General features: G+C 62.8%; 21 protein-coding genes. 15 read left to right on the top strand and 6 right to left on the bottom strand.

Features of this window, described 5'->3' with window-relative positions; all coding sequences use genetic code 11:
* The first annotated feature begins 231 nt into the window (after nucleotides 1–231).
* Together AC3ETA_RS00965 and AC3ETA_RS00960 are read left to right on the top strand one after the other, a co-directional pair.
* On the top strand, nucleotides 232–1,470 hold the full coding sequence (locus AC3ETA_RS00965) for a helix-turn-helix transcriptional regulator (RefSeq protein ID WP_432190871.1): 1,239 nt from the start codon (nucleotides 232–234) through the stop codon (nucleotides 1,468–1,470).
* A 703-nt stretch (nucleotides 1,471–2,173) separates the two neighbouring features.
* The gene (locus tag AC3ETA_RS00960; protein ID WP_432190870.1) at nucleotides 2,174–2,641 is read left to right on the top strand and encodes a helix-turn-helix domain-containing protein; all 468 of its coding nucleotides are present in this window, start codon (nucleotides 2,174–2,176) and stop codon (nucleotides 2,639–2,641) included.
* A 139-nt stretch (nucleotides 2,642–2,780) separates the two neighbouring features.
* Here the strand turns inward: AC3ETA_RS00960 and AC3ETA_RS00955 are convergent, their stop codons facing one another.
* A complete protein-coding gene (locus AC3ETA_RS00955; RefSeq protein WP_432190869.1) occupies nucleotides 2,781–3,764 on the bottom strand; it encodes a phosphotransferase family protein in 984 nt (327 codons plus the stop codon).
* A gap of 252 nt (nucleotides 3,765–4,016) precedes the next feature.
* Here AC3ETA_RS00955 and AC3ETA_RS00950 point away from each other — a divergent pair, with 252 nt between their 5' ends.
* Nucleotides 4,017–4,571, top strand: a complete 555-nt coding sequence (locus AC3ETA_RS00950; RefSeq protein WP_432190868.1) for a histidine phosphatase family protein — start codon at nucleotides 4,017–4,019, stop codon at nucleotides 4,569–4,571.
* A gap of 149 nt (nucleotides 4,572–4,720) precedes the next feature.
* On the opposite strand, the gene AC3ETA_RS00945 is transcribed toward AC3ETA_RS00950, so the two are convergent.
* Nucleotides 4,721–4,984, bottom strand: coding sequence for a hypothetical protein (locus tag AC3ETA_RS00945; RefSeq protein WP_432190867.1), 264 nt, complete (start codon nucleotides 4,982–4,984; stop codon nucleotides 4,721–4,723).
* Between the two features lie 600 nt (nucleotides 4,985–5,584).
* On the opposite strand from AC3ETA_RS00945, the gene AC3ETA_RS00940 reads away from it, so the two are divergent.
* The 10 genes from AC3ETA_RS00940 to AC3ETA_RS00895 are packed head-to-tail and all read left to right on the top strand — an operon-like array spanning nucleotide 5,585 to nucleotide 15,268.
* The gene (locus AC3ETA_RS00940; protein WP_432190866.1) at nucleotides 5,585–7,399 is read left to right on the top strand and encodes a carbamoyltransferase family protein; all 1,815 of its coding nucleotides are present in this window, start codon (nucleotides 5,585–5,587) and stop codon (nucleotides 7,397–7,399) included.
* A gap of 10 nt (nucleotides 7,400–7,409) precedes the next feature.
* A complete protein-coding gene (locus AC3ETA_RS00935) occupies nucleotides 7,410–8,393 on the top strand; it encodes a hypothetical protein (RefSeq protein WP_432190865.1) in 984 nt (327 codons plus the stop codon).
* A 13-nt stretch (nucleotides 8,394–8,406) separates the two neighbouring features.
* A complete protein-coding gene (locus tag AC3ETA_RS00930) occupies nucleotides 8,407–9,087 on the top strand; it encodes a methyltransferase (protein ID WP_432190864.1) in 681 nt (226 codons plus the stop codon).
* The gene (locus tag AC3ETA_RS00925; protein ID WP_432190863.1) at nucleotides 9,087–10,235 is read left to right on the top strand and encodes a hypothetical protein; all 1,149 of its coding nucleotides are present in this window, start codon (nucleotides 9,087–9,089) and stop codon (nucleotides 10,233–10,235) included. Before AC3ETA_RS00930 ends, AC3ETA_RS00925 begins: the two co-directional genes overlap by 1 nt.
* A gap of 3 nt (nucleotides 10,236–10,238) precedes the next feature.
* Entirely contained in the window at nucleotides 10,239–10,706 is a 468-nt protein-coding gene (locus AC3ETA_RS00920) for a hypothetical protein (protein WP_432190862.1), read from the top strand.
* A complete protein-coding gene (locus tag AC3ETA_RS00915) occupies nucleotides 10,699–11,310 on the top strand; it encodes a hypothetical protein (protein ID WP_432190861.1) in 612 nt (203 codons plus the stop codon). Before AC3ETA_RS00920 ends, AC3ETA_RS00915 begins: the two co-directional genes overlap by 8 nt.
* An 18-nt stretch (nucleotides 11,311–11,328) precedes the next feature.
* Entirely contained in the window at nucleotides 11,329–12,357 is a 1,029-nt protein-coding gene (locus AC3ETA_RS00910; protein WP_432190860.1) for a glycosyltransferase, read from the top strand.
* A 36-nt stretch (nucleotides 12,358–12,393) separates the two neighbouring features.
* A complete protein-coding gene (locus AC3ETA_RS00905; RefSeq protein WP_432190859.1) occupies nucleotides 12,394–13,455 on the top strand; it encodes a phosphotransferase family protein in 1,062 nt (353 codons plus the stop codon).
* Entirely contained in the window at nucleotides 13,452–14,300 is an 849-nt protein-coding gene (locus tag AC3ETA_RS00900) for a phytanoyl-CoA dioxygenase family protein (protein ID WP_432190858.1), read from the top strand. The genes AC3ETA_RS00905 and AC3ETA_RS00900 overlap by 4 nt, the downstream gene beginning before the upstream one ends.
* Nucleotides 14,297–15,268, top strand: a complete 972-nt coding sequence (locus AC3ETA_RS00895) for a phosphotransferase family protein (RefSeq protein ID WP_432190857.1) — start codon at nucleotides 14,297–14,299, stop codon at nucleotides 15,266–15,268. The genes AC3ETA_RS00900 and AC3ETA_RS00895 overlap by 4 nt, the downstream gene beginning before the upstream one ends.
* A 174-nt stretch (nucleotides 15,269–15,442) precedes the next feature.
* Here AC3ETA_RS00895 and AC3ETA_RS00890 read toward each other — a convergent pair whose 3' ends face one another.
* From AC3ETA_RS00890 to AC3ETA_RS00875, 4 genes are all read right to left on the bottom strand, one after another.
* The gene (locus AC3ETA_RS00890; protein ID WP_432190856.1) at nucleotides 15,443–15,982 is read right to left on the bottom strand and encodes a DUF2087 domain-containing protein; all 540 of its coding nucleotides are present in this window, start codon (nucleotides 15,980–15,982) and stop codon (nucleotides 15,443–15,445) included.
* A 990-nt stretch (nucleotides 15,983–16,972) separates the two neighbouring features.
* Nucleotides 16,973–17,527: a flavoprotein gene (locus AC3ETA_RS00885; RefSeq protein WP_432190855.1), complete on the bottom strand. Its 555-nt coding sequence runs from the start codon at nucleotides 17,525–17,527 to the stop codon at nucleotides 16,973–16,975.
* Nucleotides 17,528–17,532: 5 nt separating this feature from the next.
* On the bottom strand, nucleotides 17,533–18,765 hold the full coding sequence (locus tag AC3ETA_RS00880) for a helix-turn-helix domain-containing protein (RefSeq protein ID WP_432190854.1): 1,233 nt from the start codon (nucleotides 18,763–18,765) through the stop codon (nucleotides 17,533–17,535).
* A gap of 259 nt (nucleotides 18,766–19,024) precedes the next feature.
* The gene (locus tag AC3ETA_RS00875) at nucleotides 19,025–19,753 is read right to left on the bottom strand and encodes an HAD family hydrolase (RefSeq protein ID WP_432191050.1); all 729 of its coding nucleotides are present in this window, start codon (nucleotides 19,751–19,753) and stop codon (nucleotides 19,025–19,027) included.
* Between the two features lie 652 nt (nucleotides 19,754–20,405).
* Between AC3ETA_RS00875 and AC3ETA_RS00870 the strand changes: the two genes are divergently transcribed.
* Nucleotides 20,406–20,546, top strand: coding sequence for a hypothetical protein (locus tag AC3ETA_RS00870; protein ID WP_432190853.1), 141 nt, complete (start codon nucleotides 20,406–20,408; stop codon nucleotides 20,544–20,546).
* A gap of 747 nt (nucleotides 20,547–21,293) precedes the next feature.
* Nucleotides 21,294–21,779: a hypothetical protein gene (locus tag AC3ETA_RS00865; protein ID WP_432190852.1), complete on the top strand. Its 486-nt coding sequence runs from the start codon at nucleotides 21,294–21,296 to the stop codon at nucleotides 21,777–21,779.
* Nucleotides 21,780–21,804: the final 25 nt, after the last annotated feature.

Here is a 21,804-nt window from a genome sequence, read left to right as displayed (position 1 = left end):
GATCCCCTCCGTGACGCCCCTAATTGCGGTGAATTTACTGTTCATCCCATTTCCGTGCGCCGTCCCCGTGAGCTGTGCGTATTCCGCCGGAGGCTCCCAAGCCCGCGCCTCAGCGCACGAGGCCCTCGTGGGCGGACGGCGCCCTCGTAAACACTTGGCGACGCAGTCCGCCAAGGGGGACCTTGTCCGTACTCTGATCTGAGTGCTCCGTCGCGAAGGGATGATCCGTCCATGGCTGAGAACGTGACGCTGGGCGACCGGCTCCGGATAGCCCGCAAGGTTCGGAGACTGTCTGTCGCCCAGCTCGCTCAGAAAGTCGCCGTATCACCCAGCTACATAGAAAAACTCGAATCCGGGAAACGGAAGGCGCCGCTTTCGTTGGTCCTGGCACTCGCGAAGGCTCTGCACTTCGGCGTGGAAGTTCTCACAGGCCAGCCGTACTACGGAGAGCCGGAGGCCGAGGACGGTGTCCACGCGGTGATCCCGGAGCTCCGGCGGATCATGCTGTGCTACGACACTCCCGACGAGCTGGATGTCGCTCCCCGCGCGCTGCCCGTACTCGCTTCAGAGGTCGATCAGATCGCGGCTCTACGGCGGGACGCGCGTTACGCTCCGATGGGTCCGCTCCTGGCGCCGATCATCACCGAGCTCACACACGTGGCGCTCAGCAACCAGGGTGACGAGGAATCGACAGCCTTCTGGCATCTCGCCCGCGCCTACAGGGCAGTCAACTCCCTCGCGCACAAGCTGGGCCATCATGACCTCTCGACCGCCTCGCTGGAACGCGTCCGTTGGGCTGCGGACCGGTCCCGTGACCCGTTGATGCAAGTCACTGCCGCCTACCTCGTTGCCGGCGCGATGCTCCGACAGGGCGCTTACAGTTCCGCTCGTCGCAAGCTGCTGGCACTGCGTCACGAGCTTGAGCGGATTCAGCCAGAACGCTCATACTCGGAGGACGCCCTGGCGGTGGACGGCGCTCTGCTGCTCAAGCTAGCCGTGCTCGAGGCGCGGGAGAACAACCCCGATCGTGCGAGCGACTACCTGCGGGAAGCGGAGCAGGTGGCCAGGATGGCCGGCAACCGTGATTCCCTCGCCTATGAGATGTCATTCGGGCCGACGAACATCCGCATTCACGAAGTACACGCGATGATCGACACGGGCGACACGGAGCAGGCCCTGGCGCGGCTTCGAGAGTGGGCCCCCTCCTCTGGCGGCGAGTGGATGCCGCCTGCGGCGACCGTCGGCGAGCGGTCGAGCCACCACTTCATCGACGTGGCTTCTGCGAAGCTCACGGCAGGGGACAGGCCGGGGGCCTTCGCCGATCTTCAGCGGGCGCGCAAGGTGGCACCGAATCACGTCAGGTTCCACCCGTCTGTCCGCGAGACCACGTCTGCCTTGCTGCGCCTGGAGACTCATCCCTCCAACGAGCTGACTGGCTTTGCGAGTTGGGCAGGCCTTACCACAGCCTGACGACACGTCAAGGGGCTTGGCCGAGAGATCCCACGGACAGTCTGTCCGCTCACGGCACTTGCAGAATGGAATGGTCTCCTCACAACCAGTTGTGGGGAGACCATTCGCATGATGCCTGATGCCGCCCCGGGAGCGTCCACCCCGTTGCCTCGATGGATGCCCCTCGGTGAGGAGTCTGACCTTTGCGCCGCGGGCACGTCATGGGACGCGATCCGCGCAGTCGAGGCTACGGGTCTGCGTGCCATGGAGATCCTCACCGAAGCCGGCGACCTGATCGGTCCCGTCATTCTTGAGGCTGGTGGCCCAGAGCCCCGCCTCTACATCCTCGTCCCCAAGGGCACTGCACCGGATTGGGAAGAGCCAGGGACGGTTGCGCTCGGTTTGAAGTGCCACATCATCGTTCCACCAGTAGGCAAGACCGAGCCGCCCGGTCTGCACTGGCACAGGTTGCCCAGTTCCCCCAGGGCTCTAACGCAACCCGGCGCGCTGCGCCGAGCCCTGAGCAGGGCCCGCAGAGAGATCTATGGGGCGACGGAGGACTCCACCCTTTAGATCCAGCACGGTCGGGTGGACATCAGCAGGCTCCACATCTGCTGCTGAACGCTTCGAGATGACGTCTCGCTCTTAGCGGACGCCGCCGGCCAGGGTCAGCGTGATCGTGGCCTTTCGTCCCCAATCTGTATCTCGGTTCATCTAGGAGAGGATGTCCGTGTCGGCAATCCCCACGATCAAGACGCCCGCCGTAGGAGAGCATCTGCGTCGCTGTAACGGTTGCGGGTGCCGACTGAGTAGGTACAACAGCGACGCGTACTGCAGCACGTGCCGCCGCCTGGCATGGGGAGCTCAGCCGTTCGTCCCGGCCCAGGTCTGGGAATCGCCTGATGTCCAATTAGCCCTTAAAGAACGAGACTTCGGGACCGTCTGCCTACTTGTCCGGAGGCTTGGGTCGCTTCGGCAAGATGATGTGGCCACACTGACCGGCCTGAGCCAGGCCTTCCTGTCGATGCTGGAATCCGGCATGCGCAGGCTCACCAACGTCGACAAGATCGTCATGCTTCTCGAAGGCCTCGATGTGCCGATCGAGCTCACAGGCCCGATCCTTCGCGGCCCTAAGGACCCCGCCCTGTTTCATCGCCAGCGATCTGCTCACCCCGAGCTCGAATCCGCATAGACCCAGGATTACTGGCGCTTGTCCAATAGGTCCGGGTCGGACCCTGTTGAACCCGTCGGAGACGCGAGGGACTGACGTGACCAGGGCTGTTGCAGCATGACGACCAGCGTGAGGCCAAGGCCCTCGACGTAGCGTGGCCTCAGAACGTCCAACCACGCCGGTCTGCCAGCCACCGCAACGTGACCTCTCCGCACCAGGTCTGATGCTGGCGAATGTACGGGGACCAGTCGGCCGGGGGCTGCGCGCCGGAGATGAGGAAGAAGCCGGACAGAGCAGAGAGAGCGGCGTCGAGTTGTTCATCGGTGACTCCGCGAGCCGTGGGGTGTTCCGCGAATAGCGCGTTGGCGTCATGGCCGTCGGCGTGTGCGGTGGCCAATAGGAGCACGAGATCGAACCAGGGCGCCCCCAAGCAAGGCCAGTTCCAGTCGCAGATCCAGGCGGCCTCGTTGATATCGATCAGCACGTTGTCCTGGCGCAGGTCGTGGTGGAGGACCGCGTTGCCCGCGGTGGCCTGCCGCCATCCGCCCTCGAGTTCAGCCAAGCGGTCTAGGAACTGGACCGGTACCCACTCAGGCAGCAGATCGACTTTGGTGACGCCGGCCTGCAGGTCACGCCAGTCGCCGAAGTCTCCCCCAGCGCCGACGGGTTTGAGCCCGACTTGCATCAGTTGCTCCGGCGGTGACGAGAGCGCCTCAGCCGTCGTTGCGAAGGCGGCCAAGGTGGCGACCAACTCGTTGCGCTTCCACGGCTCGGTAGGCATCCGCCCACCGTCGACGGCTTCGAATCCAAGGATCACCCATCCGTCCTGCTCCTCCATCCACTGGATGCGTGGAGCTGGGACCTCCTCTGGTAGGGCCTGGTTGATCACCGCCTCCCGCCGGTAGCAGTTGGCGACATGGACCATGTCCGTGCTGTTGACTGCTTTGATGAACTGCGTGCTAGAACGCCCATTGATCACTGCGGCGAAGCCCCCGGTGAACCCGCTGCCGACGCTCGGCTGAGCGACGGCTGTGCCTCCCAGGCGTCGTGAGATCAGCTGGCGGACTTCCTGGGGAAGGCTCTCCCAGCAGGGGCGCGCGGCGGTAGAGGCGTATGGCGGTTTCGGAGTGACGGCGTCCGGCATTCCGCCAGAGTGGCGGACTCGCAGCCCGAGTCGCCACCGGAATTCCCGCACGGGACCAGGTCGGGCAACTCTCCGGCGCCCAGGCGCAAGCACCGGACCATCGCTGATCGGGGGAAGCAGGTGCTATGGGGATGCGTGCAGCGATCGTGGTGGGCGTCTCGACGAGTCGCGCGGGCGGGAGTCGCCCATGCAGGTCTACTGGGCGTGTCTTGAGTGGTGGAGCACGCGGCTCATGCGTCAGGCTTCGATGTTATGACGCTCTTCTACGTAGTGCAGCATGCCGAGAAGGAGCAGCAGCCCGGTGATCAACGGCTCACCGAACTCGGCCGATTGCAGGCTCATCGGACCGCACAGTGGCTTAGCCACCTAGGTCTGCGTGCTTTGGTGAGCAGTCCCTTGCGACGTGCTCGGGAGACGGCGGAGGCAATCGCCGCCGAGACTGGGCTCGAACTCCAGGTGGATGCCCGGCTGCAGGAGCGGGCGAACTGGGAGGAGGGCCAGTCATTTGAGGAATTTATGGCCGATTGGGCCAAGTCTGTACGAGATCGCGACTACGTCCCGCGGACTGGCGTCTCCTCACGTGAGGCGGGGGCCCGGTTCCGCGCGTTTCTCCTCGACTACGCCTCCAAGCCGGGGCCGATCGCGGTAACCACGCATGGTGGCGTCACTGTGGACTTGCTCCGGACGTTGCTCGGCGATGAGGCAGTGACGTCGGAGTTGCTGGATGAGGGAGTCCCCTCCTGCGCGGTCACCACGTTCGAGGACCTGACGGTAATTGACATCGCGTCGACAAAGCATCTGGGGTAGTGCGCTCGATGGCCACGGGATGCGGCTCGGGAAGTCGCCCTGGCACCGGTGTCTGCCGTGTCCCGTGCTGGCCTGATCGTGCTACGGCCAGAGCGAGTCTGTTTGAAAGGCTCATCGGTTGGTCGAACCTGTCCGTCCAGTTACGGTAGCTAGCCGGTAGCGGCAACCGCCTCGCGCGCTATGTCAAAGCCGGAACGCCCGTCGGTGGCCACGCGTACAGCATCCACGGGTACGTGCTCGTCCAGGAGCCGGGCCTCATAGGCGCTGCTCTTCAACTCATGCTCAAGCTCCGAACCAAGCTCCCTGCCCGCGAGCCGCTCACTGGCGGTGACATCGGAGTCGGTGAGCAATATCCGCACGATCTCGACGTCCCGGCCCATGGCCGGCTGGAACATGCCCTTGCTCTCAGCCAAGCCGATAGCGGCCTGTGCGTAGATCAGGCGGTACCCCGAGCTCGGCGAAGTTAGACGAGACTGCCGTCAGATTGCGCTCGACGAGCTCTTTGCGACGCGGGTCCGCCTGCGGAGCAGGATGTGCCTGCACCAGCGCGCCCTCCGACGAGCACTCCTCCGCTTGATCCACAACTGCACCTGAACGAACGAGTCGGGCGCGGATCAGAGAGACAGGGCGCCGCGACGAGCGGCAGCCGTGGCGCAGCACATGGACATATCACAGCGGTGATGTGCTCGACCTTCGCCCATGGGTCACGCTTGGCATTCGATCGGTGACAGCTCATAGGAATCCCGTCGTCGTCACAAGGGTGGGCTCATGCAGAAGGCAGTCGGGGCGATCCAACGGCTTGTAGCGAAGTGGACCGCGGCCATCGAGGCACACCGCCATCTCGGCAGAGACCCGATTTCTCCTCTGTCTGTGGAGTGGCCCTGCGAGCCCGCCTGGGAGACTTGGACCGCGGCGCGACAGATTGAGACTGTTCCGTTTGCCCGCAGACCAATCCGTGATGTAGCTCAGGGCCGTATCTCGACAACCAGCTACCCGCTGGCATGAGCAGGGCCATGAACGTCCTCGGAGTATCTGCGTACTTCCACGACAGCGCCGCCTGCCTGATCCGCGATGGCGAAATCGTCGCAGCTGCCCAGGAAGAGGCCTTCACTCGGCGAAAGCACGACCAGTCTTTCCCTGCACAAGCTGCGCAGTGGTGCCTGCAGTCTGCTGGCATCGACTGGTCAGATGTCGACTGGTTCGCCTACTACGAGTTGCCCTTGCTCAAGATGCGTAGGGTGTTGGCGTCAGCCGCAGCAGCCGGACAGCAGGAGCCGATTCGCGGAACGGAACTCTGGGCGCAGCTCAACGTCAGCAGCAGGCGGGATGTCGGAGCGATGTTCCCTCCGGGCCGCCGCCATGGGCGTGTGCTCGCGGTAGAACATCATCTGTCTCACGCAGCCTCTGCGTTCTTCCCGAGTCCTTTCGATGAGGCCGCGGTCGTGACCGTTGATGGCGTCGGCGAGTACACGACGACATCGATCAGTCTTGGCCGGGATCACAGTCTCACCCCCCTAAGGCGGCAGAAGTTCCCCCACTCTCTGGGGTTGTTCTACTCAGCCTTTACTCACTATTGCGGATTCCGTGTAAACAGCGGTGAGTACAAGCTCATGGGCCTCGCCCCCTACGGCACGCCGCGCTACAGCTCCCTGATCGAAGACCGGATCATCCGAATCTCGCAGGACGGCTCGTTCCGGCTGAATATGGACTACTTCGACTTTCTCAAACCCTTCTCCCAGCGGCTGTCGGCGGATCGACTCGAAGAAATGATGGGCCATCCCCGCCGCTCTGAAGAGACCGACATCGACGAGTTCTATGCCGATGTTGCAGCGTCGGCGCAGGCCACCTTCGAGAAGGCGGTCGTTCGAATCACGCGCCACGCACGATCGATCACAGGGGCAAGGAACCTGTGCCTGGCTGGCGGTGGCGCGCTCAACTGCGTTGCGAACAGCAAGATTCAGGCCGAGAGCGGCTTCGAAGGGATCTGGGTTCAGCCAGCGGCAAGCGATGCCGGCGGATCTCTCGGGGCTGCTTCGTACGTTTGGCACCAGCGGCTGTCGAACCCACGTCGGCCTGAGGGGAGGGACGCCATGCGGGGTTCGCTCCTCGGCCCATCGTTCGACAACGCGACCATCCGTAGCTACCTCGACAGCATTGGCGCCCAGTACAACCAGGTCGAACACGAGGAACTGGCCCGCACTGCAGCCGAACTGCTTGCCGAAGGGAAGATCGTCGCATGGTTCCAGGGAAGGCAGGAGTTTGGACCTAGGGCGCTCGGCAGCCGGTCCATTCTCGGGGACCCAAGATCACCTGGTCTCCAGCGGCACCTCAATTTGGCGGTGAAGAATCGGGAATCGTTCCGACCGTTCGCGCCTGCCGTACCTGTTGAGGATGCGAAGGACTACTTCGAGGCTCCAAACGGCTCGCCCTACATGCTGTTCGTAGCGCCAGTCAGGAAGGACCTTCGGGTACCGGTGACCAGTAAGGATGTCGGTCTCAGACCAGAGGAGCTTGTCGGGCAGGTCCGCAGCATTCTGCCGGCCATCACACATGTCGATCACTCGGCGCGCCTTCAGACAGTCGACCGTGCCACCCATCCACTGTTCTGGGATCTGCTTCGTGCATTCGGCTCCATAACAGGAACCCCGGTGCTAGTGAACACATCGTTCAACGTCAGGGGCGAACCCATCGTCTGCACTCCCGAAGATGCCATGAGGACGTTTCTTCGCACAGAGATTGACTATCTGTGCATCGGAGACAACCTTCTGGACCGTCGGAAGCAATCTGCCGTCGACATCACCATCTCACCTGTTGCAGACTTGGATTGAGTGGCGGAGCATGAGACCTCTCGATATGTACTATCAGGCGCTCTCGCTCATAGCGCCCCGCAGTCCTCTGGTGCGCTCAAGAATCTTGAATGAGGCCCTGCACGGGATCCCCTACACTCGTCTTAGGAAGCCGCACCTCGGTATGTTCCAGCCGGACTCCGTGCTTGGCTGGTCGCACGTGGAGGGTACTCAGGCCGTCCATCCGTCGTTTGAGTTTCGCGCACGATACAAGATCGATGGCTCCGGCAGGCGTGAGACTGGATACTCCGGAAAATCATCGAAGGTTGCGATCCTGGGCTGCTCTTGGGCATTTGGGCACGGAGTCAACGACGACGAGACTTTTGCTGCTCGACTGTTTAGAGACCAGAGCGTACCCGTCCACAATTACGCGTGCATGGGCTATGGGCCTGCACAGGCCTATCTTCAGCTGCTTCATCGAGTGGACCTGAAGCAGGCCGTGGAGAGCGACGGAGTCGTTGCGTACGTTTGGGTACCTGACCAACTCATGCGAGCTTGGCGCCGGCTGGAGTGGATCGTCCTGAATTCGTGGGTAAACCCACACGGGCCCAGCCACCCTGTGTTTGACCTCGATAATCAGGGGCTTCGGCATGCTGGACTTGTCGGGCGTGAAGGAGCCACAGTCGACTCGCCGCTTCTGCCGGGAGTCGTCGAGCGTACAGAGTGGCGAATAACCACTCTCCTTATCAGCGCAATGCATGAACTGGTCACTGCGACGGGGCGGCAGTTCATGGTGGTGGTGCCTCCCCTCCCTGACCGGAAGCAGGACCAGGCCGCTGGACAGAAGCTGGCAGCACTCCTGGCGGGTAGCGGAGTTCCCTGTATAGACATGAACCACGAGGTGAATCTCAGGCGTAGCGACAGCGGTGCGATGTTCTACCGATTCGACGAACACCCAACTGCTGCGTGGCATGCAATTGTCGCTGATTCCCTGGCGAAGGCAATCCTCGAATATACCGCCGCAAAAGAGAGCTGAGGCAAGGACACCAATGATGAACTCATCGACAGTCATCAACCTCGAGCCGGCACGTCGCCTGGTGGACCGGCACTTGGCGCACGAGACTCCATTCGAAGTCGCCATCGACTCTCTGAACCTGACCATCTTCCCTGGAGTGTTCTGCCCTGCGTACACCAAGACCAGCGCGTTTCTCGCGAAACATGTTCGGGTTGACCCCGGGGAGACGGTCCTCGATGTCTTCAGTGGGTCCGGCTACCAAGGGTTGCTGACCGCACATACTGCCGCCAAGGTGCTTTGTGTCGACAGCTCCCCCGAGGCAGTCCGCTGCGCCATGGCCAACGCCGAGAGCCAGCAGGTGTCTGACAGGGTTACGGCCCTGGTAGGCGATCTCTTTGATCCAGTGACCGAGCGGTATGACGTCGTCATCGCGAACCCCCCGCTGCTGCCTGGAACCCCAGCCAATGCCATCGAAGCAGCGATCTTTGATCCCGAGCTCGTCCACTCCAAGAGGTTCCTTGAGCAGGTCGGTGACTACCTGACCGACCGAGGGAGGGCGTACCTGATCGCCACCGATGCTCATCAGGGCATGGGGATCCTCGATGTCATCGCCTACAGCGAGGAGTGCGGCCTCAGCGCGTCGGCCATCGCCCGCCTGCCCCTTCCCTACGAGACTTATACCGTCTATCGGATCAGCTCACCGAGGTCTCACTGATGGCGCGCATCATTGCCACCGCCGAGAACTTCGCCTTCGGTCCCGCAGGCAAGCTCATCACTGTTGCGGAGAGGCTTTCACAGCAGGGGCATCAGCTCACATTCGTTGGGTATGGCACGGCCTTCCAGCTCGCTCGGCGTTCCGGGTTTTGGGAGGACGTCGTAGAGCGAGACACCGACGGGGAGAGCTTCGGCCGGTACTGCCAGAATTCTCTTCGCGGCTTCGACCTCCTCGTCTCCTGCGTAGATCGGTCAAGCGCCGAAGAGGCCAAGAGACTGGGCGTCCCCGTCGTCTGGCTCGATCCTCTCTCCTGGTGGTGGGATGAGCTACCGAACTGGGTCTCAGATCTCGACCTGCGGATCACACAGCGGAGCATTGGTTCAGAGCCGGCAGGGCACCCATCTCATCAGCACAACAGTCGCAATCACGTCGTCGTGGGGCCGATCGTCGAGTCGATACCTCGCCCGGATACGCCTCCAAGCGCCGCTGACCTGCTCGTCAACTTTGGCGGCGGGGAAGCAGCAGGATGGTACGAGTTGGGCAAGGACACCAATTACCCCCTTGTGGTGGTTGAAGTTCTGCATTCACATGTAGACCTGAATAGATTCAGCTCAGTCACCATCACTGGCGGCGAACGGTTTGTGTCTGAATGCAGTCGACAGTGGCCTGACAGCCCATACTCATTCGATTGTCTCGGGCATGATGAATTTCTGACGCGACTCGCGTCTTCCTGTGCCTTCCTCACTGTGCCGGGGCTCGAAGCTCCCTTGGAGGCGTGGTCTGCCGACATTCCCACACTGTTCCTGCCCCCTTCCAATAGCAGCCAGTACGTTCAACTCGACGAGTACCGAAGGCAGGGGGTTGCTGGCGCCAGTATCCACCTGAGAGATCACCTGCCCGGGCTGGACCTGATGCGACTCCCGTTGCGGGATCGCTCAGCGCGCTTCCTGGAGCAGTTGACTAGGTTTGAAGTCGACCCGGAACTCCGTCGGTCGTGGGGCAGGCAACTCGAAGCGATGCTGAACGACAGCGACTCATGGCCTCAGTTGGTCAGTGACGCCCATGCATTCATCGAGCGGCTCGGCCGGAATGGGCTTGATGACTGCGTCGAAGCCATCGAAGCTCTACTGCGGTGGAAGGGGATCTGAGCCATGCGTGTATTCCTAGCAGGCATCATCCAGGGTGCTCGTACTGATGACGGTATACATCACCAGGGCTACCGCAAGGAGATCCGTGATGCTGTATCGGCCTCCTATCCGGAGGCCCAGTTCGTGGATCCCCACGAGGAGAACCTTGGCCGGTTGGAGTGGTCGCGAGACCTCCAGAGGGAGATGTTCCTCCGCTACGTGACGGAGGCAGGACGGTGCGACGTTCTCGTTGCTTGGCTTCCCGAACCCAGCATGGGGACATCGGTCGAGATGTACGAGGCCTACCGCATGGGGGTCCCTGTGCTCACGATCAGCCCCATGGCGGGGACTTGGGCAGTTTTCTCGCTCGCGACTAGAACTTTTCCGGATATGGAGGCGTTCTCGGCGTTCGTTCGCAGTTCAGGCTTGACCGAGTTGATGCCTTCTCCCCGAGGCAGGGGGACATCAGAGGTGGGTGGCATGAATGAATGAGATCATCAACAGCTGTGCGGACTGGCAGTGGAACGTCAACTCCTGGTCGAAGCAGGACAGCCCCGCTGCTGCGATCAATCACTTCCTGGCGCGCCGGCACACGGGCGCAACTGAACACTCTGAGCGCCCCTTCGCATGGCTCTGCTACGGGCAGCGAAGTGATGCGACCGCGGTGGCTGCCTACCGTGCATACCGTGACTCGATGGGGGATGAGGGGCTGTTCGCCGCAGTACTCAAGGCTCACGGTCACCGGAAGGCGGACCTTGAGGAAGCCGCGGTGCATCTGGAGTGGCAGGCGCACAACCAGCCTCTCTCCCTGACTACAGGATGGGCGGCCTGGCGGGCCGGCGCCGCAAGCTCCGTCGAGGCCATGTTCCAGATACTGCTTGGCCAGAGCCACAATGGGAGCGCCTGTCAGCTGTACCGGGCGTGCTTTGACGAGAACCTTGCTGCGTTCTTCGAGGTGGTCAGCGTCCACGTGGCACAGCTCAAAGTGGGTGGGCACGACCACCCCTATCTCCACGGAGCGACACCGGATGCTTCCGTCCTGCGCGATCAGGTACCAACCGCAGTGGACGATCGCACCAGTCGAGGGGGCTGCTGAGTGCAGAAGTCACCGCGGGTGGATGTCATCGTCCCGTATGGGCACTCACCGGGTCAGCCTGAGCGCCAGGAGAACCTCCAACAGGTATTGGCAAGCCTGCAGAACAATCTTGAGTACAAGAACTGCCGCGTGGTCTTGGCCGAGTTGGGGTCGCGGGCCACTCAACAGGACCTGGCTCGCAGCCTGAAGGCGGACTACGTCTTCACCAGATCGGATGAGGAGTTCTCACCTGGCCGGGCGATGAACGCGGGCTTCCTCAGCCGGCAACATCCGGCTGATCTGGTGTACTTCCACCAGGCTGACTTCCTCGTTGCCCCGGACGTCCTTGACCGCGCGGTACAGCTGATGCTGCGACTGGACTGTCCGTTCGTCTATCCCTACTGGGGAGAAGTGCATCTCTCGCGGATGATGAGCGAGGCGGTGCGCTGCTCCGTGGTGGAGCCGGGGCAGGTCTTCGACGTCCTTCAGCGGTGCGTCGCACATCGGCGTGCCAGTCAGGGGGCGGGGCAGGCCGCCTCTGATGCGTATGACGAGGTCGCCCTGAACAATGACGAGTTGGAGTCCCTCGTCAGCTCGCTCCCGGCTAGTCTCCGACAAGAGATCATCGAGGCCGACCAGGTCCGGTTGTGGGGAGCGGATGACCGCTCGTACGCGCCCTACAGGTGGGTCGCGAAGGGGACTCTCGCTGCCCGGCTCTGCCGGATCAGCGGAGGGCCCCGTGCCAGTGCCGCCTATCTCTGCTCCGATGCCGCATTCCGCCAAGCCGGCGGGGTGCCAGAACTTCCTGGCTGGGGATACGAGGATCTCATCTTCTGGCACACGGTACAGGCCTTCCATCCCTATACAGGCGACCGCAATGGGATCTCGTTCGAAGACAGCACCATCACGATGAATTACCCACTTATTCATCTATGGCATCCCATCAGCGGGCGTCCTGATTACTACGCCGCCACGGAACAGAACGAGCGGATCTTTCACGAGTTCCGCACCCTCACCACTGATCAACGACGCGCTGCCGTAAGGCCGCTACCGCCTCGCGGCGAGTAAACCAACGGCACCCCAAGTAATGGAGGTGAAAATAGGATGGAAACCGCGCTAGGAATAGACCTGAACGCCCTCACGCCTATCGGACGATCCTCCTATCTCGGGTTGCTGGCATCTACAGGACAGCAGGTCAAGATAATTCTCGTCAAGGGTGCAGAGGTGCCGCCGCTTCAAAAGGCAGCTGCGCTCCGTCGGGAGCTCATCGAGGAATTAGCCGGCAAGGTTAGCTTGCCGGTGCCGTTTCCCGTCGAGATCAAATCCGGCCCGTGTATATTCGAAGGCTCTGCTGCATGGGCCTTCGTCAACTCCTACGTCCCGGGGTCAGATCTCACCAATATCGTCCGACAGCTCACCCCTGGCCAGGACTCCGAACTTGTCCACGCGATGGGACAGGCCGCGGGGGTGTCCCTCGCAGTCCTGCATAGCACGTCCCAGCGTTGGATCAGAGCTCGAGGCAAGGAAGACGCCGAATCCGTTTATCAAGAGAATGTCTGGCGAGACGCCACACTCGCCAGACAAAAGGCCCTGGCACGCCGAGTGTGGGACGCCAGCAAGATCACGGCGTTGGATGACCGGCAGCTGCGACAGGCCCGTTCACTGGCCGGTGCATTCACCAACCGTTTCAGGACCACACGCCACCCCGCCGCCGGTGAAACAACGGGCTGCTTGATCCATACGGATCTGCATGGTGGAAACATCATTCTGGACACCAGCGCACCAGCAGATGCCAGGATCGCTTCGTTCATCGATGACCAGCTATCCGTGGGCGATAGCGGATACGACATTGCCAGCATCCAGAACTGGGCGTTCGAAGTTATGGACGAGCAATCCTTCATAGCGTTCATCCATGGACTCGAAATCGGATACAAGAGTCTCATTCCGCACTACACCCTGCGAAGTTCTGATCTGCTTCTCTATCTCGCTGACCGTTCCCTTGGGCGACTGGCCTATTACGCACGGTCTGCTCCACAGTGGGTCGAGCCGTATGGATCGGAGCGACTGTTCCGCCATCTCGACCTGCTCGACGGGATTGCCAGTGCGGCGGCCTCGACCGACAGTTTCACAGACCCTTTCGTAACCGTTAGGAGACTGGCTACATGAATGAGATCTCCCCGGATGGGACCGTTAAGGCGCCCACTGGCGCACGCGTAGCTGAAGCCCAGGTGGTGCAGTTCCAAGAGGAGGGCTATTGCGTGCTGCCCGCCATCGTTCCTGAAAGGTTGATGAACCTGCTCGGCGAGGAATGTGAACAGGCCATTCGTAAAGTACATAGTGAAATGGTCGCCAAAGGTGTGGACGTCCTGGGCGGTAGCAGGCGAGGATTGCAGTACACACCCGGTGGCTGCCGGAACGCACAGCCGCGGCTCCGCGAGTTCCTGTTCAGCGACCTACTCCAGGGGATCTGCGCTCAACTGATCGGGCCTGAGGCCTATCTGGTATGGGAACAGTTCTCGGTAAAGATGGGTGCCAAGGGCTCCGATGGAGCGGGTGCCCGCTTCGAGAACGATGGGAACCCTCAGTCGCTCGGCTACTTTTCGTGGCATCAGGATTCGGGCTACGTGCCCCTGGATCACGTCCCGTACCTGTCCTGCTGGGTCGCGCTGGACGACATCACTGCCGACAACGGTCCCCTCCGGATCATCCCCTTCTCAGAACTCGGCATCCGAACCCGAGTCACACACACGCCGGACCCCCTCAACGGCGACCTGGTCGGGTACTTCGGAAGTCTGCCGGGGGTTGCAATCGAGATCCCAAGGGGCAGCGTGATCTGCTTCAGCAGCACCTTGTTCCACTCAAGCTCGACGAACGACACCAGTTCCCCCAGGCGCGCCTACTTGGCTCAATACGCGTCGACCACCAGTGCAGCCAGTGGGAACGTTCTCTGGCGGGATGCCGAACGCGTCCCCTCCGGGCCCGATGTCCCTGCAGAAGAAGGAAGCGCATGAACCAGCCACCTGCCCAGCCCGAGGACGAGAGGTCGCTTGATGCTGCTGTAATCAGCAAGGTGTGGCCTCGCTTCCACGATGCCGAACTCGCCGGTACTCGGAGACTGAAGGGGCGCAGCCATCGCGTCTACGAGTGCACTGACGCACGTGGTGCTGCTGTTGTGGTGCGTCTCTCGGCTCCGCAACGTGCACGATTCGACATCGAGGCCTCTCTGGTTGAGCGGTGCCGTGATGCCGGCGTCCCCGTGCCAGCGATCAGATACGTCGGCAGCGAGGACACCGTGGCCGGGCCAGTCTCGATCATGGTGCAGGACAGAGTGGCGGGCGAGACGCTCAGGGAGCATGCCAAGCGAATCGGGCCGGAGGGCGCCGGTAACGCGGTGCGACAAGCAGGCGAGGTCCTGGCCAGGATCCACCAGTTGAGCACCACAGGGTTCGGCTCCGTGGACGCCAGCCTTCATGGAACCGACAGCAAGTTCGGCAACTGGTTTATTGACGGCCTGCAGGCAAAGCTCGACGACGCCCGGCGCATTGAGCCGACCTCTGATCGGATCCTGGACAGGGCAATGGCTCTAATGCACGCCCATCGGGCTATGCTCGATGACTGTTCTCCTAGACTGCTGCATGGCGATTTCAGCCCTGACAACGTCATTGTGGAGAGCGGTAGCATTGCCGCCGTCATCGACTGGGAGGCAGCCAAGAGCGGTCCACCAGAGATGGATGTTGGCTGGTGGGATTGCTTCTTTGACTCTCCCCTGACTCAAGCACGCGAACTGGTCTCTGGTTACGAGCGGCGGAGCAAGTTCGATCCCGAGCGGCTGACGACGCTGAGGCACCTCGCCGTACTCCGGATCATGATTGGTCACTTCTCGTGGACGCTCTCGGTAGGTGATCCAGATGGGATCAAACATGCTGCCGAACGCATCGCGCTAGAAGTTGACACAGCAGCTTCCTGGGCCAGCGCATGACGTGGTGACAGCCCCATCGCTCCCTGCCTCATGGGTCAAGGAGCAACAGAGATACACGCATACGGCGATGTGCGCGTCTGTATCAGTTCAGCAGACGCGCACATCGCCGTATTAAGGGCTAACGCAGGTTCAGAATGATCGGCTCTCCATGCCGCCCCCAAACCCGCCTTGGATTCACGTGACTCGCTGATAGTCGCTGCTTGCCGCTCGAGTAACCAGCTTCAGATCGACAAGGAGCCGCCGCAATGCTGCATAGTCCGAGTGTACTTGGCCCAGCAAGTCGTTCACTTCGGACTCCGACAAATGCCGGTCTGCGGGCAGGAGCCGAGCAAGGAGCTGTGCAACACGCCACCGGAAGTCGGGATTCTCCGGAAGCTTTACGAGTCTCCCGTGCTTGAAGAACCGTTCGAGATCGGGGTCCTCAGTAAGCAATCCAGTCACTGGCAAGGTTGCGTCGATCGCATCAGCAGCCACGCTGAGCACTGAGAGGTCCGCCGCAAGGTTGTGCCCCTCGATGGACACCAGTCCGACTTCCTTGAGCCGCACAGCGTCCTTCACCATTGACTTCGGATCTCGGCCGACCGCAGCCGCGACAGCACTCAGGGAACAGTCATCGCCTCTACTCTGCCGCTCGGCTACAGCCGCGAGGAGAGTCAGCCGGCTGGATACAGAGAGAGCGCCAAGCATCTCTGCCGCGCTGCTGAGTTCAGACATGCGAACTTCCTAAGAGTCGGTCTATCTTGCGTCAAGACGGCTTCTAGCGACCTCATCGACCCGACGTCGACAGGTTGCGGCGCCCGCAGATCCGCCGAATCAGACAGTGGAGCTGTCATCGTCGCCGTTCCAAGGCCTGGGCAATCCGCGACGCCGCGCGAGCACGAACGGACAGCGATCCCCCCGTCGTCTGACACGCAAGCGTATGGGCGAGTTCCACTATAAGGACATCACTCCAGTGATATGGCCCTCCTTGACAGCCCGTTCGGGCGGGCTCAAGCAAGGCGTATCGGGACCCTGGGCAGGCTGGAGATGGGACGGCGCATGCTGCACGCGACGGAGTGGTGTGACCTCGGTTGAATTGCGAAGCATGGGGCCTGTGATCTCGACTGGCACATCCAGACCGTCGAGGAGCATGACTATCTTGTCGATGTGGGTCAGCTTGCGATCCCCGGACTCGAGCATCGACAGGAACGCCTGGCTCAGGCCCGTCAGCTGAGCTATGTCATCCTGCCGCAGCCTTCCTAAGCTTCGTACCAGTGTGCAGAGCCTCCCGAAATCTCGCCCCTTCAGGGCTGACCGGACTTCTGGCATATTCCAGACGTACTCGGGTACGCAGAGGGGAGCTGGGGCATCTGCCCGCTGCCCGCGGCGACAGGCGCTGCAGCAGTCCTCGTCGTTATACCTGCTCAGTTGGCACCCACACTCTGTACAGCGACGCCTGTGCACGGCAGTCACGGTTCCCTCAGCGGTGCGCAGTCCCGACACGGACATCCACTCCTTGGTGAACTGACACCGATGGTGCACCGCTGCGACCGCAGTGAGCTGGCCAGCATGTGACCGTTTCCGCTCATGGCCGTGCGTTGCCCTCACCAGCGCAGTCGCTCGTTGGACGGGCGATGCCCTCAAGACTGGCTCCAGTCAAAGCGAAGGACCCGGACAGACTGTCCAGGTCCGATTGCTTTTGCCATCAAGGCCATTGCTCGCGGATCAGGCATCCGCCCTTCCAGCCGCATCCAGCACGGCTTCCCACGGGTACCGACGACCCGGCATCCCAGCCCGCGGCTCAACGAGTGGCCACACCTCGTCCCCGTAGATCAACCGAACCCCCGCATCGCGCAAGGCCTTGATGTGGCCCTCCCAAGCGGGGTGGCGAGCGTGCGCTGCGTTCACCCGTGGCCAGACCACAACCGGGAGGTCAAGTGTCCCGATAGCCTCATTGACCTGTGTCAACGCCTGGTTGTCCGAGATGCCCAATGCGAGCTTGGCGACGATGTTGGCGCTCGCGGGGGCAACGACGTAGCAGTCCACTGGCGGATGTGGGCGGGAGTCGCCGGGAAGACGCGATTCAGTGCGAACGGGCAGGCCCGTCAGCTCCTGGAGCCTGGCGGCCTCTCCGCTGGAGCGGAGCCACTCACCTGCTGTCGGCGTGAGCGTGACCGCGACAGTCCAGCCGCGTTCGAGGGCGGGAACCACGATTCCCGTACGCAGCTCCTCGACGCCGCCGGCGCCCGACCCCACGACGCCCAGCACCTTGCCCTGCATCAACCTCATTGCACCGCCCTGCACCGTTTGGCCATGGCCAGCAGCCCGGACGAGTGTCTGCCGCCAGTAACCGGGGACTGCTTCCTCAGATCACGAAGAGTTTCTCGTACCCGTGGGTTGTTCCGCACGAGCTGCGGCGACGCGTGCTCAGCCTCTCGCAGCTCGCTGAAGGCGTCGTCGACCCGTCCGCTGAGGCACAGGGCGCGGGCATAGTCGATGCGGTGGGACACCGCGCGTTCCGGCGGCATGTGGTCGACGTCGATGTGCCCGTTGTCGATGACGTAGGGGATGTTCTCCAGGTCCAGCTCGATGGAGACGCGGTGTAGTTCGACGTTCGTCGGGCCGAAGCAGGTCTGCCAGTGGTTCTCGTCGGAACCGAGCCGCTCAGCCAGCCTTGTCGCTCGCTCAAGCAAAGAGCTGGCCGTGGACCTGTCCTGGTGACGCGCCGCGGCCACCGCCGCGCGCAGGTGAATCATCCCGAGCAGGCTCAGGGCGGCGGGCTCATCCTCGTCGACCTGACGCACAAGCCAGGCCGCCGCGGTGTCGCCCAATTCGAGGGCGTCTTCGTAACGCCCGTTGGCCAGGAGCGCATGAGTACCGGAACGCGCGGCAGAGGCGAGTGACAGCGGATCCTCGGACTCGTCGGCAGCCCGCATAGCACGTTCGGCCGCGAGCCACGACAGGTCCGACTCACCGATCTTGGCGAGGGTGGTTGCCGCCAGGTGGTGCGTGCGGGCGGAGACCGCGAGGCCGCGCCGCCGTTGATCGCCGTGGGGAAGGTCTTCGAGTTCCTGGGCGGTCTGGAGCAGACCGGGGAGCGCAGCGATGACCTCCCCGAGAACGCCTGCTTGGTAGTCACCCCAGCTGCGTTCCACAAGCATCTGGGCTTGCTCCGGCCTGGGCAATTCCCGCTGTGCCGTCGGCCCGAACAGCAGCTTCGAGAGACGGCGAGGGCTCATCAACGCATCACGAACAGCGGGTACGTCGTCCCTGTGCTTCTGATCGTCCTCCATGAGGAGTGGCTGCCCCATAAGGTCACCGAGAGGGACGCGTAGCACGCGGGCGAGCTCGGCGAGCTTGTCGATCCTCGGAGCTTTCCGCACACCTCGTTCGATCTTCGACAGCCAGTCGGTGCTACGGCCAACGAGTCCTGCGAGCACAGGCTGCGTGTAGCCTCGGCGCTCGCGGTAGTACGCGATCCGCTCTCCTATGCTGAGGTGATCTCCAAGACCCCGCATGTGGGCTGCCTCCCCGACTCTCCGTCTGCAATTCACAGTAGCGGCCGACCAGATCCCGGGATCAGGGAGTGATTCGGGTAGGTGGTGCCGGGCTCAGCATCCGCGCCCGGGTCAAGCGCGGGCCGGACACTCTGTCCGGCTTCGAGAGGATCAGTGGATACCTTGCTGTACTGGATGCCTGGGGCGGCGCAATCACCCGACCGTTGTGGGCAAACTCGGGCTAGCAGTCGTCAAGGACAGGAGAGGCCGGCAGTCATCTCTAATCGCGTCGAACCGTCACTCTCTCAATGGACGCTTGAAGTTTGGAGAAATCTTCAAGGCTGTCGAGGACGATGTCGGCCCCTGCGGCAACAAGTTCGTCTCCCGTGGTCTTGCCCGAGGTCACACCGATTACCGAAGCGCCGCCCTCAAGGCCGGTGCGGACGTCTTCAAGGGAGTCTCCAATGATCACGGTGTTGTTGTGAGTGAAGACCGTCCCATATTTGGCCTGCGCGCGCTTCTGCGCGATGCCGACGAGGGCGGGGCGATGGTCGTCGTCGGACGCGTACGCCCCGATCTCGGTTTCAAGGTAGGTATCGAGCTTGAAGGCCGCGAGCTTCAGAAGCGCGTTTGGCTTGAGATTGCCGGTGACGGCCGTAGGCACCCAGCTCCCGTGAGCACGTACTGCTTCCAGCGCGACAACGGCTCCGGGCATGAGGTGACCATCGCGGCGGAGGTCGTCCGCGTGGGCTGCGAGCCGCTCGGGCAGCAGCTCCACCATACGCGGCAGTAGATCTGCGACCGCCTCTTCGGCCACGCCGTTGTCCAGGAGCAGGGATCGGATGGCGAGGGGCATGGTGACGCCGGTGCCGCGCGCTGGCAGACGTTCGGCCGGGCGGCCGACGACTTCGGCAAACGTCTCGCGGTACACCTGGCGGTCGATGTCTCCGACGTAGAGCAGCGTGCGGTCGATGTCCCACAAGATGAGCGTCTGCTGGGCGTCGGTCACGTTCACGTCTTCGCTCCCGTCACGGCGGTACGGTCCAGTAGCCCCCGAGCGTACGTATCATTCACCACCGCTTGGAGATCGCTGAGCATCGGCTCTGGTGTGCTCGTTCAGACGGGCTGGCTGGAGCTGTTCGGCGGGATCCAGAGTTCGGTGCGCGGCGCGGGCCAAGAGGCAGACCGAGCAATGTGTTCTTGAGTTCTACCGGCTCAGTTGGCAGCAGCACTGTTCGTTAGCGTCGTGGCGACAGCGCAAGCACCTCTTCATCGCCCGTTGAGCACGCACCTGCCACCTCAACTTTCCCTGGTAAACCTTCAATCGCTCCGGTGATATCACCCGGGGAATGTGTGCATCGGGCGCTTTCCCGTCACTCTGGGACTCCCGCAGTGCACGGCGTCGATGAACCCGCTCGGAAGCGGATCATCCGGGTGTACACCCTTTGTCCTGTGGGCGCGTAGTTGTCCCTGAATCCGCCTACCGGAGTCCAAGGTGTCCTCGGCCTTACACGTACGGCTCGCTCAGTCCCTGCTGCTGGTTCGGTCGCGGAAGTGGCCACGCTGGCCTCCCTTCGACGGCGGCACGGTCTCCTCGGGGGTGAACCTTGGTCGTTAGCCTCTCCGCTGTCGTACTCCTCGGCGTCGTTGTCTTCCTCCTCGTGAAGAAGGCTGGCCTGAACGTGGCACACGCCGTCATCTGTGTCCTGTTCGGCTTCTTCCTGGCCGGAAGCTCCGCGGCGCCGAGCATCAGGAACGGCGTTCAGGGCGCGGTTCAGCTGATCGGAAAGATCAGCTTCTAGACCGGCGTCGGGGCGCAGACGAGGCTCTGGCCCTCTCCCTCTCCCTGGGCCCTGACGGCCTTTCCAACCACTGGACGTAACCCATGGACCGTTGATGACACCGATACCAGCTCTGTCCCAGAGCCTGACCGAGGGTATGGCCGCCGTCGCTGTATCCCTGCCGTACATGCGAGCCATGCCGGCCACGACGCACGGTGAGCGTCACCACGTCATGCGGGGAAGCGCCCTGTGCGTGAGGCCGCAGAATCTGTGCCTGTATAAGCGGGGCGGTCCGAGACGGGGGCAGTCGTGAAGCGTCGAGCATCGACTCTGGACAGGCATCCAGCCCGTGACGATACGCGACTGCAGGTAGTGGTTGAGGATGCGGCGATGGGCCGCTGGGAGGGTGCTCGAGAGCTGCTGGCTTCGACGGGGACGGACTGGGATCGGCGTATCTTCCGTCTTCAGGTGCTTGCCCGTGTCGGGGTGCGGCTGACGTTTGCCGATACTTGGGAGCAGGCCGAGCCGCGGTCTCCGCATGCTCTTGCGCTTTTGGCCCACGTGTTGGCCCTGCGGTCGATGGCAAACGGTCGGGGGCAGGGCCGCAGTGAGCTGATGGAGCAGGCTTGGGGGGTTTGTGTCGACGCTGCTGAAGCAATGCCCAGCGACCCATCCCCGCACGTTGTCATGCTCGCGTTAATTCGGTTTAACTCGCCTCACCGTGACCGCGAGTGGCGCGCGACTTTGCGGCACGTGTGGGGGCAGGTGATGCAGCGCGATCCGTGGAATCGGGAGGCGCACCACGAGCTCCTCACCTACATGTTCCCCTCCTGGCATGGCGTAGGAGGCGAGATGTTCCACTGGGCGCAGGAGCGATGCGCGCTCGCCCCTCGCGGTCTCCCGCTCCACACCCTTCCTTTGGTCGCTCTCGCCGAGTCCCACCGCCTGCGGATGGAGCAGGAGGGTCACCGCTATGGACTGACGGTGCACCCGTGGACGGACAATCCGTCGACGCGGCAGGCGTGGGAGAACTGGTGGGCGTACCGGGCTCCTGGCCGACCGCATGCCGCCTTCCACGAGGACGCCAACTACTTGGCCCACGCCTTGTGCTTTGCGAATCAGCACAGGGAAGCCGCGGAGGTCTTCGACGCGATCGGCCCGTACGCCACCGATGTCCCCTGGAGCTACTGCGGAGACGCGCAGACGCTCTTCACCCGCCACCGCACCTGGGCGGTCAAGGCGTCCGCGCCGTAACGCCCTCGCGTGACCCGTGGGTCAC

It is taken from the genome of Streptomyces sp. bgisy027 (assembly GCF_057710365.1).
This window is presented reverse-complemented; position numbering and strand designations above follow the sequence as displayed.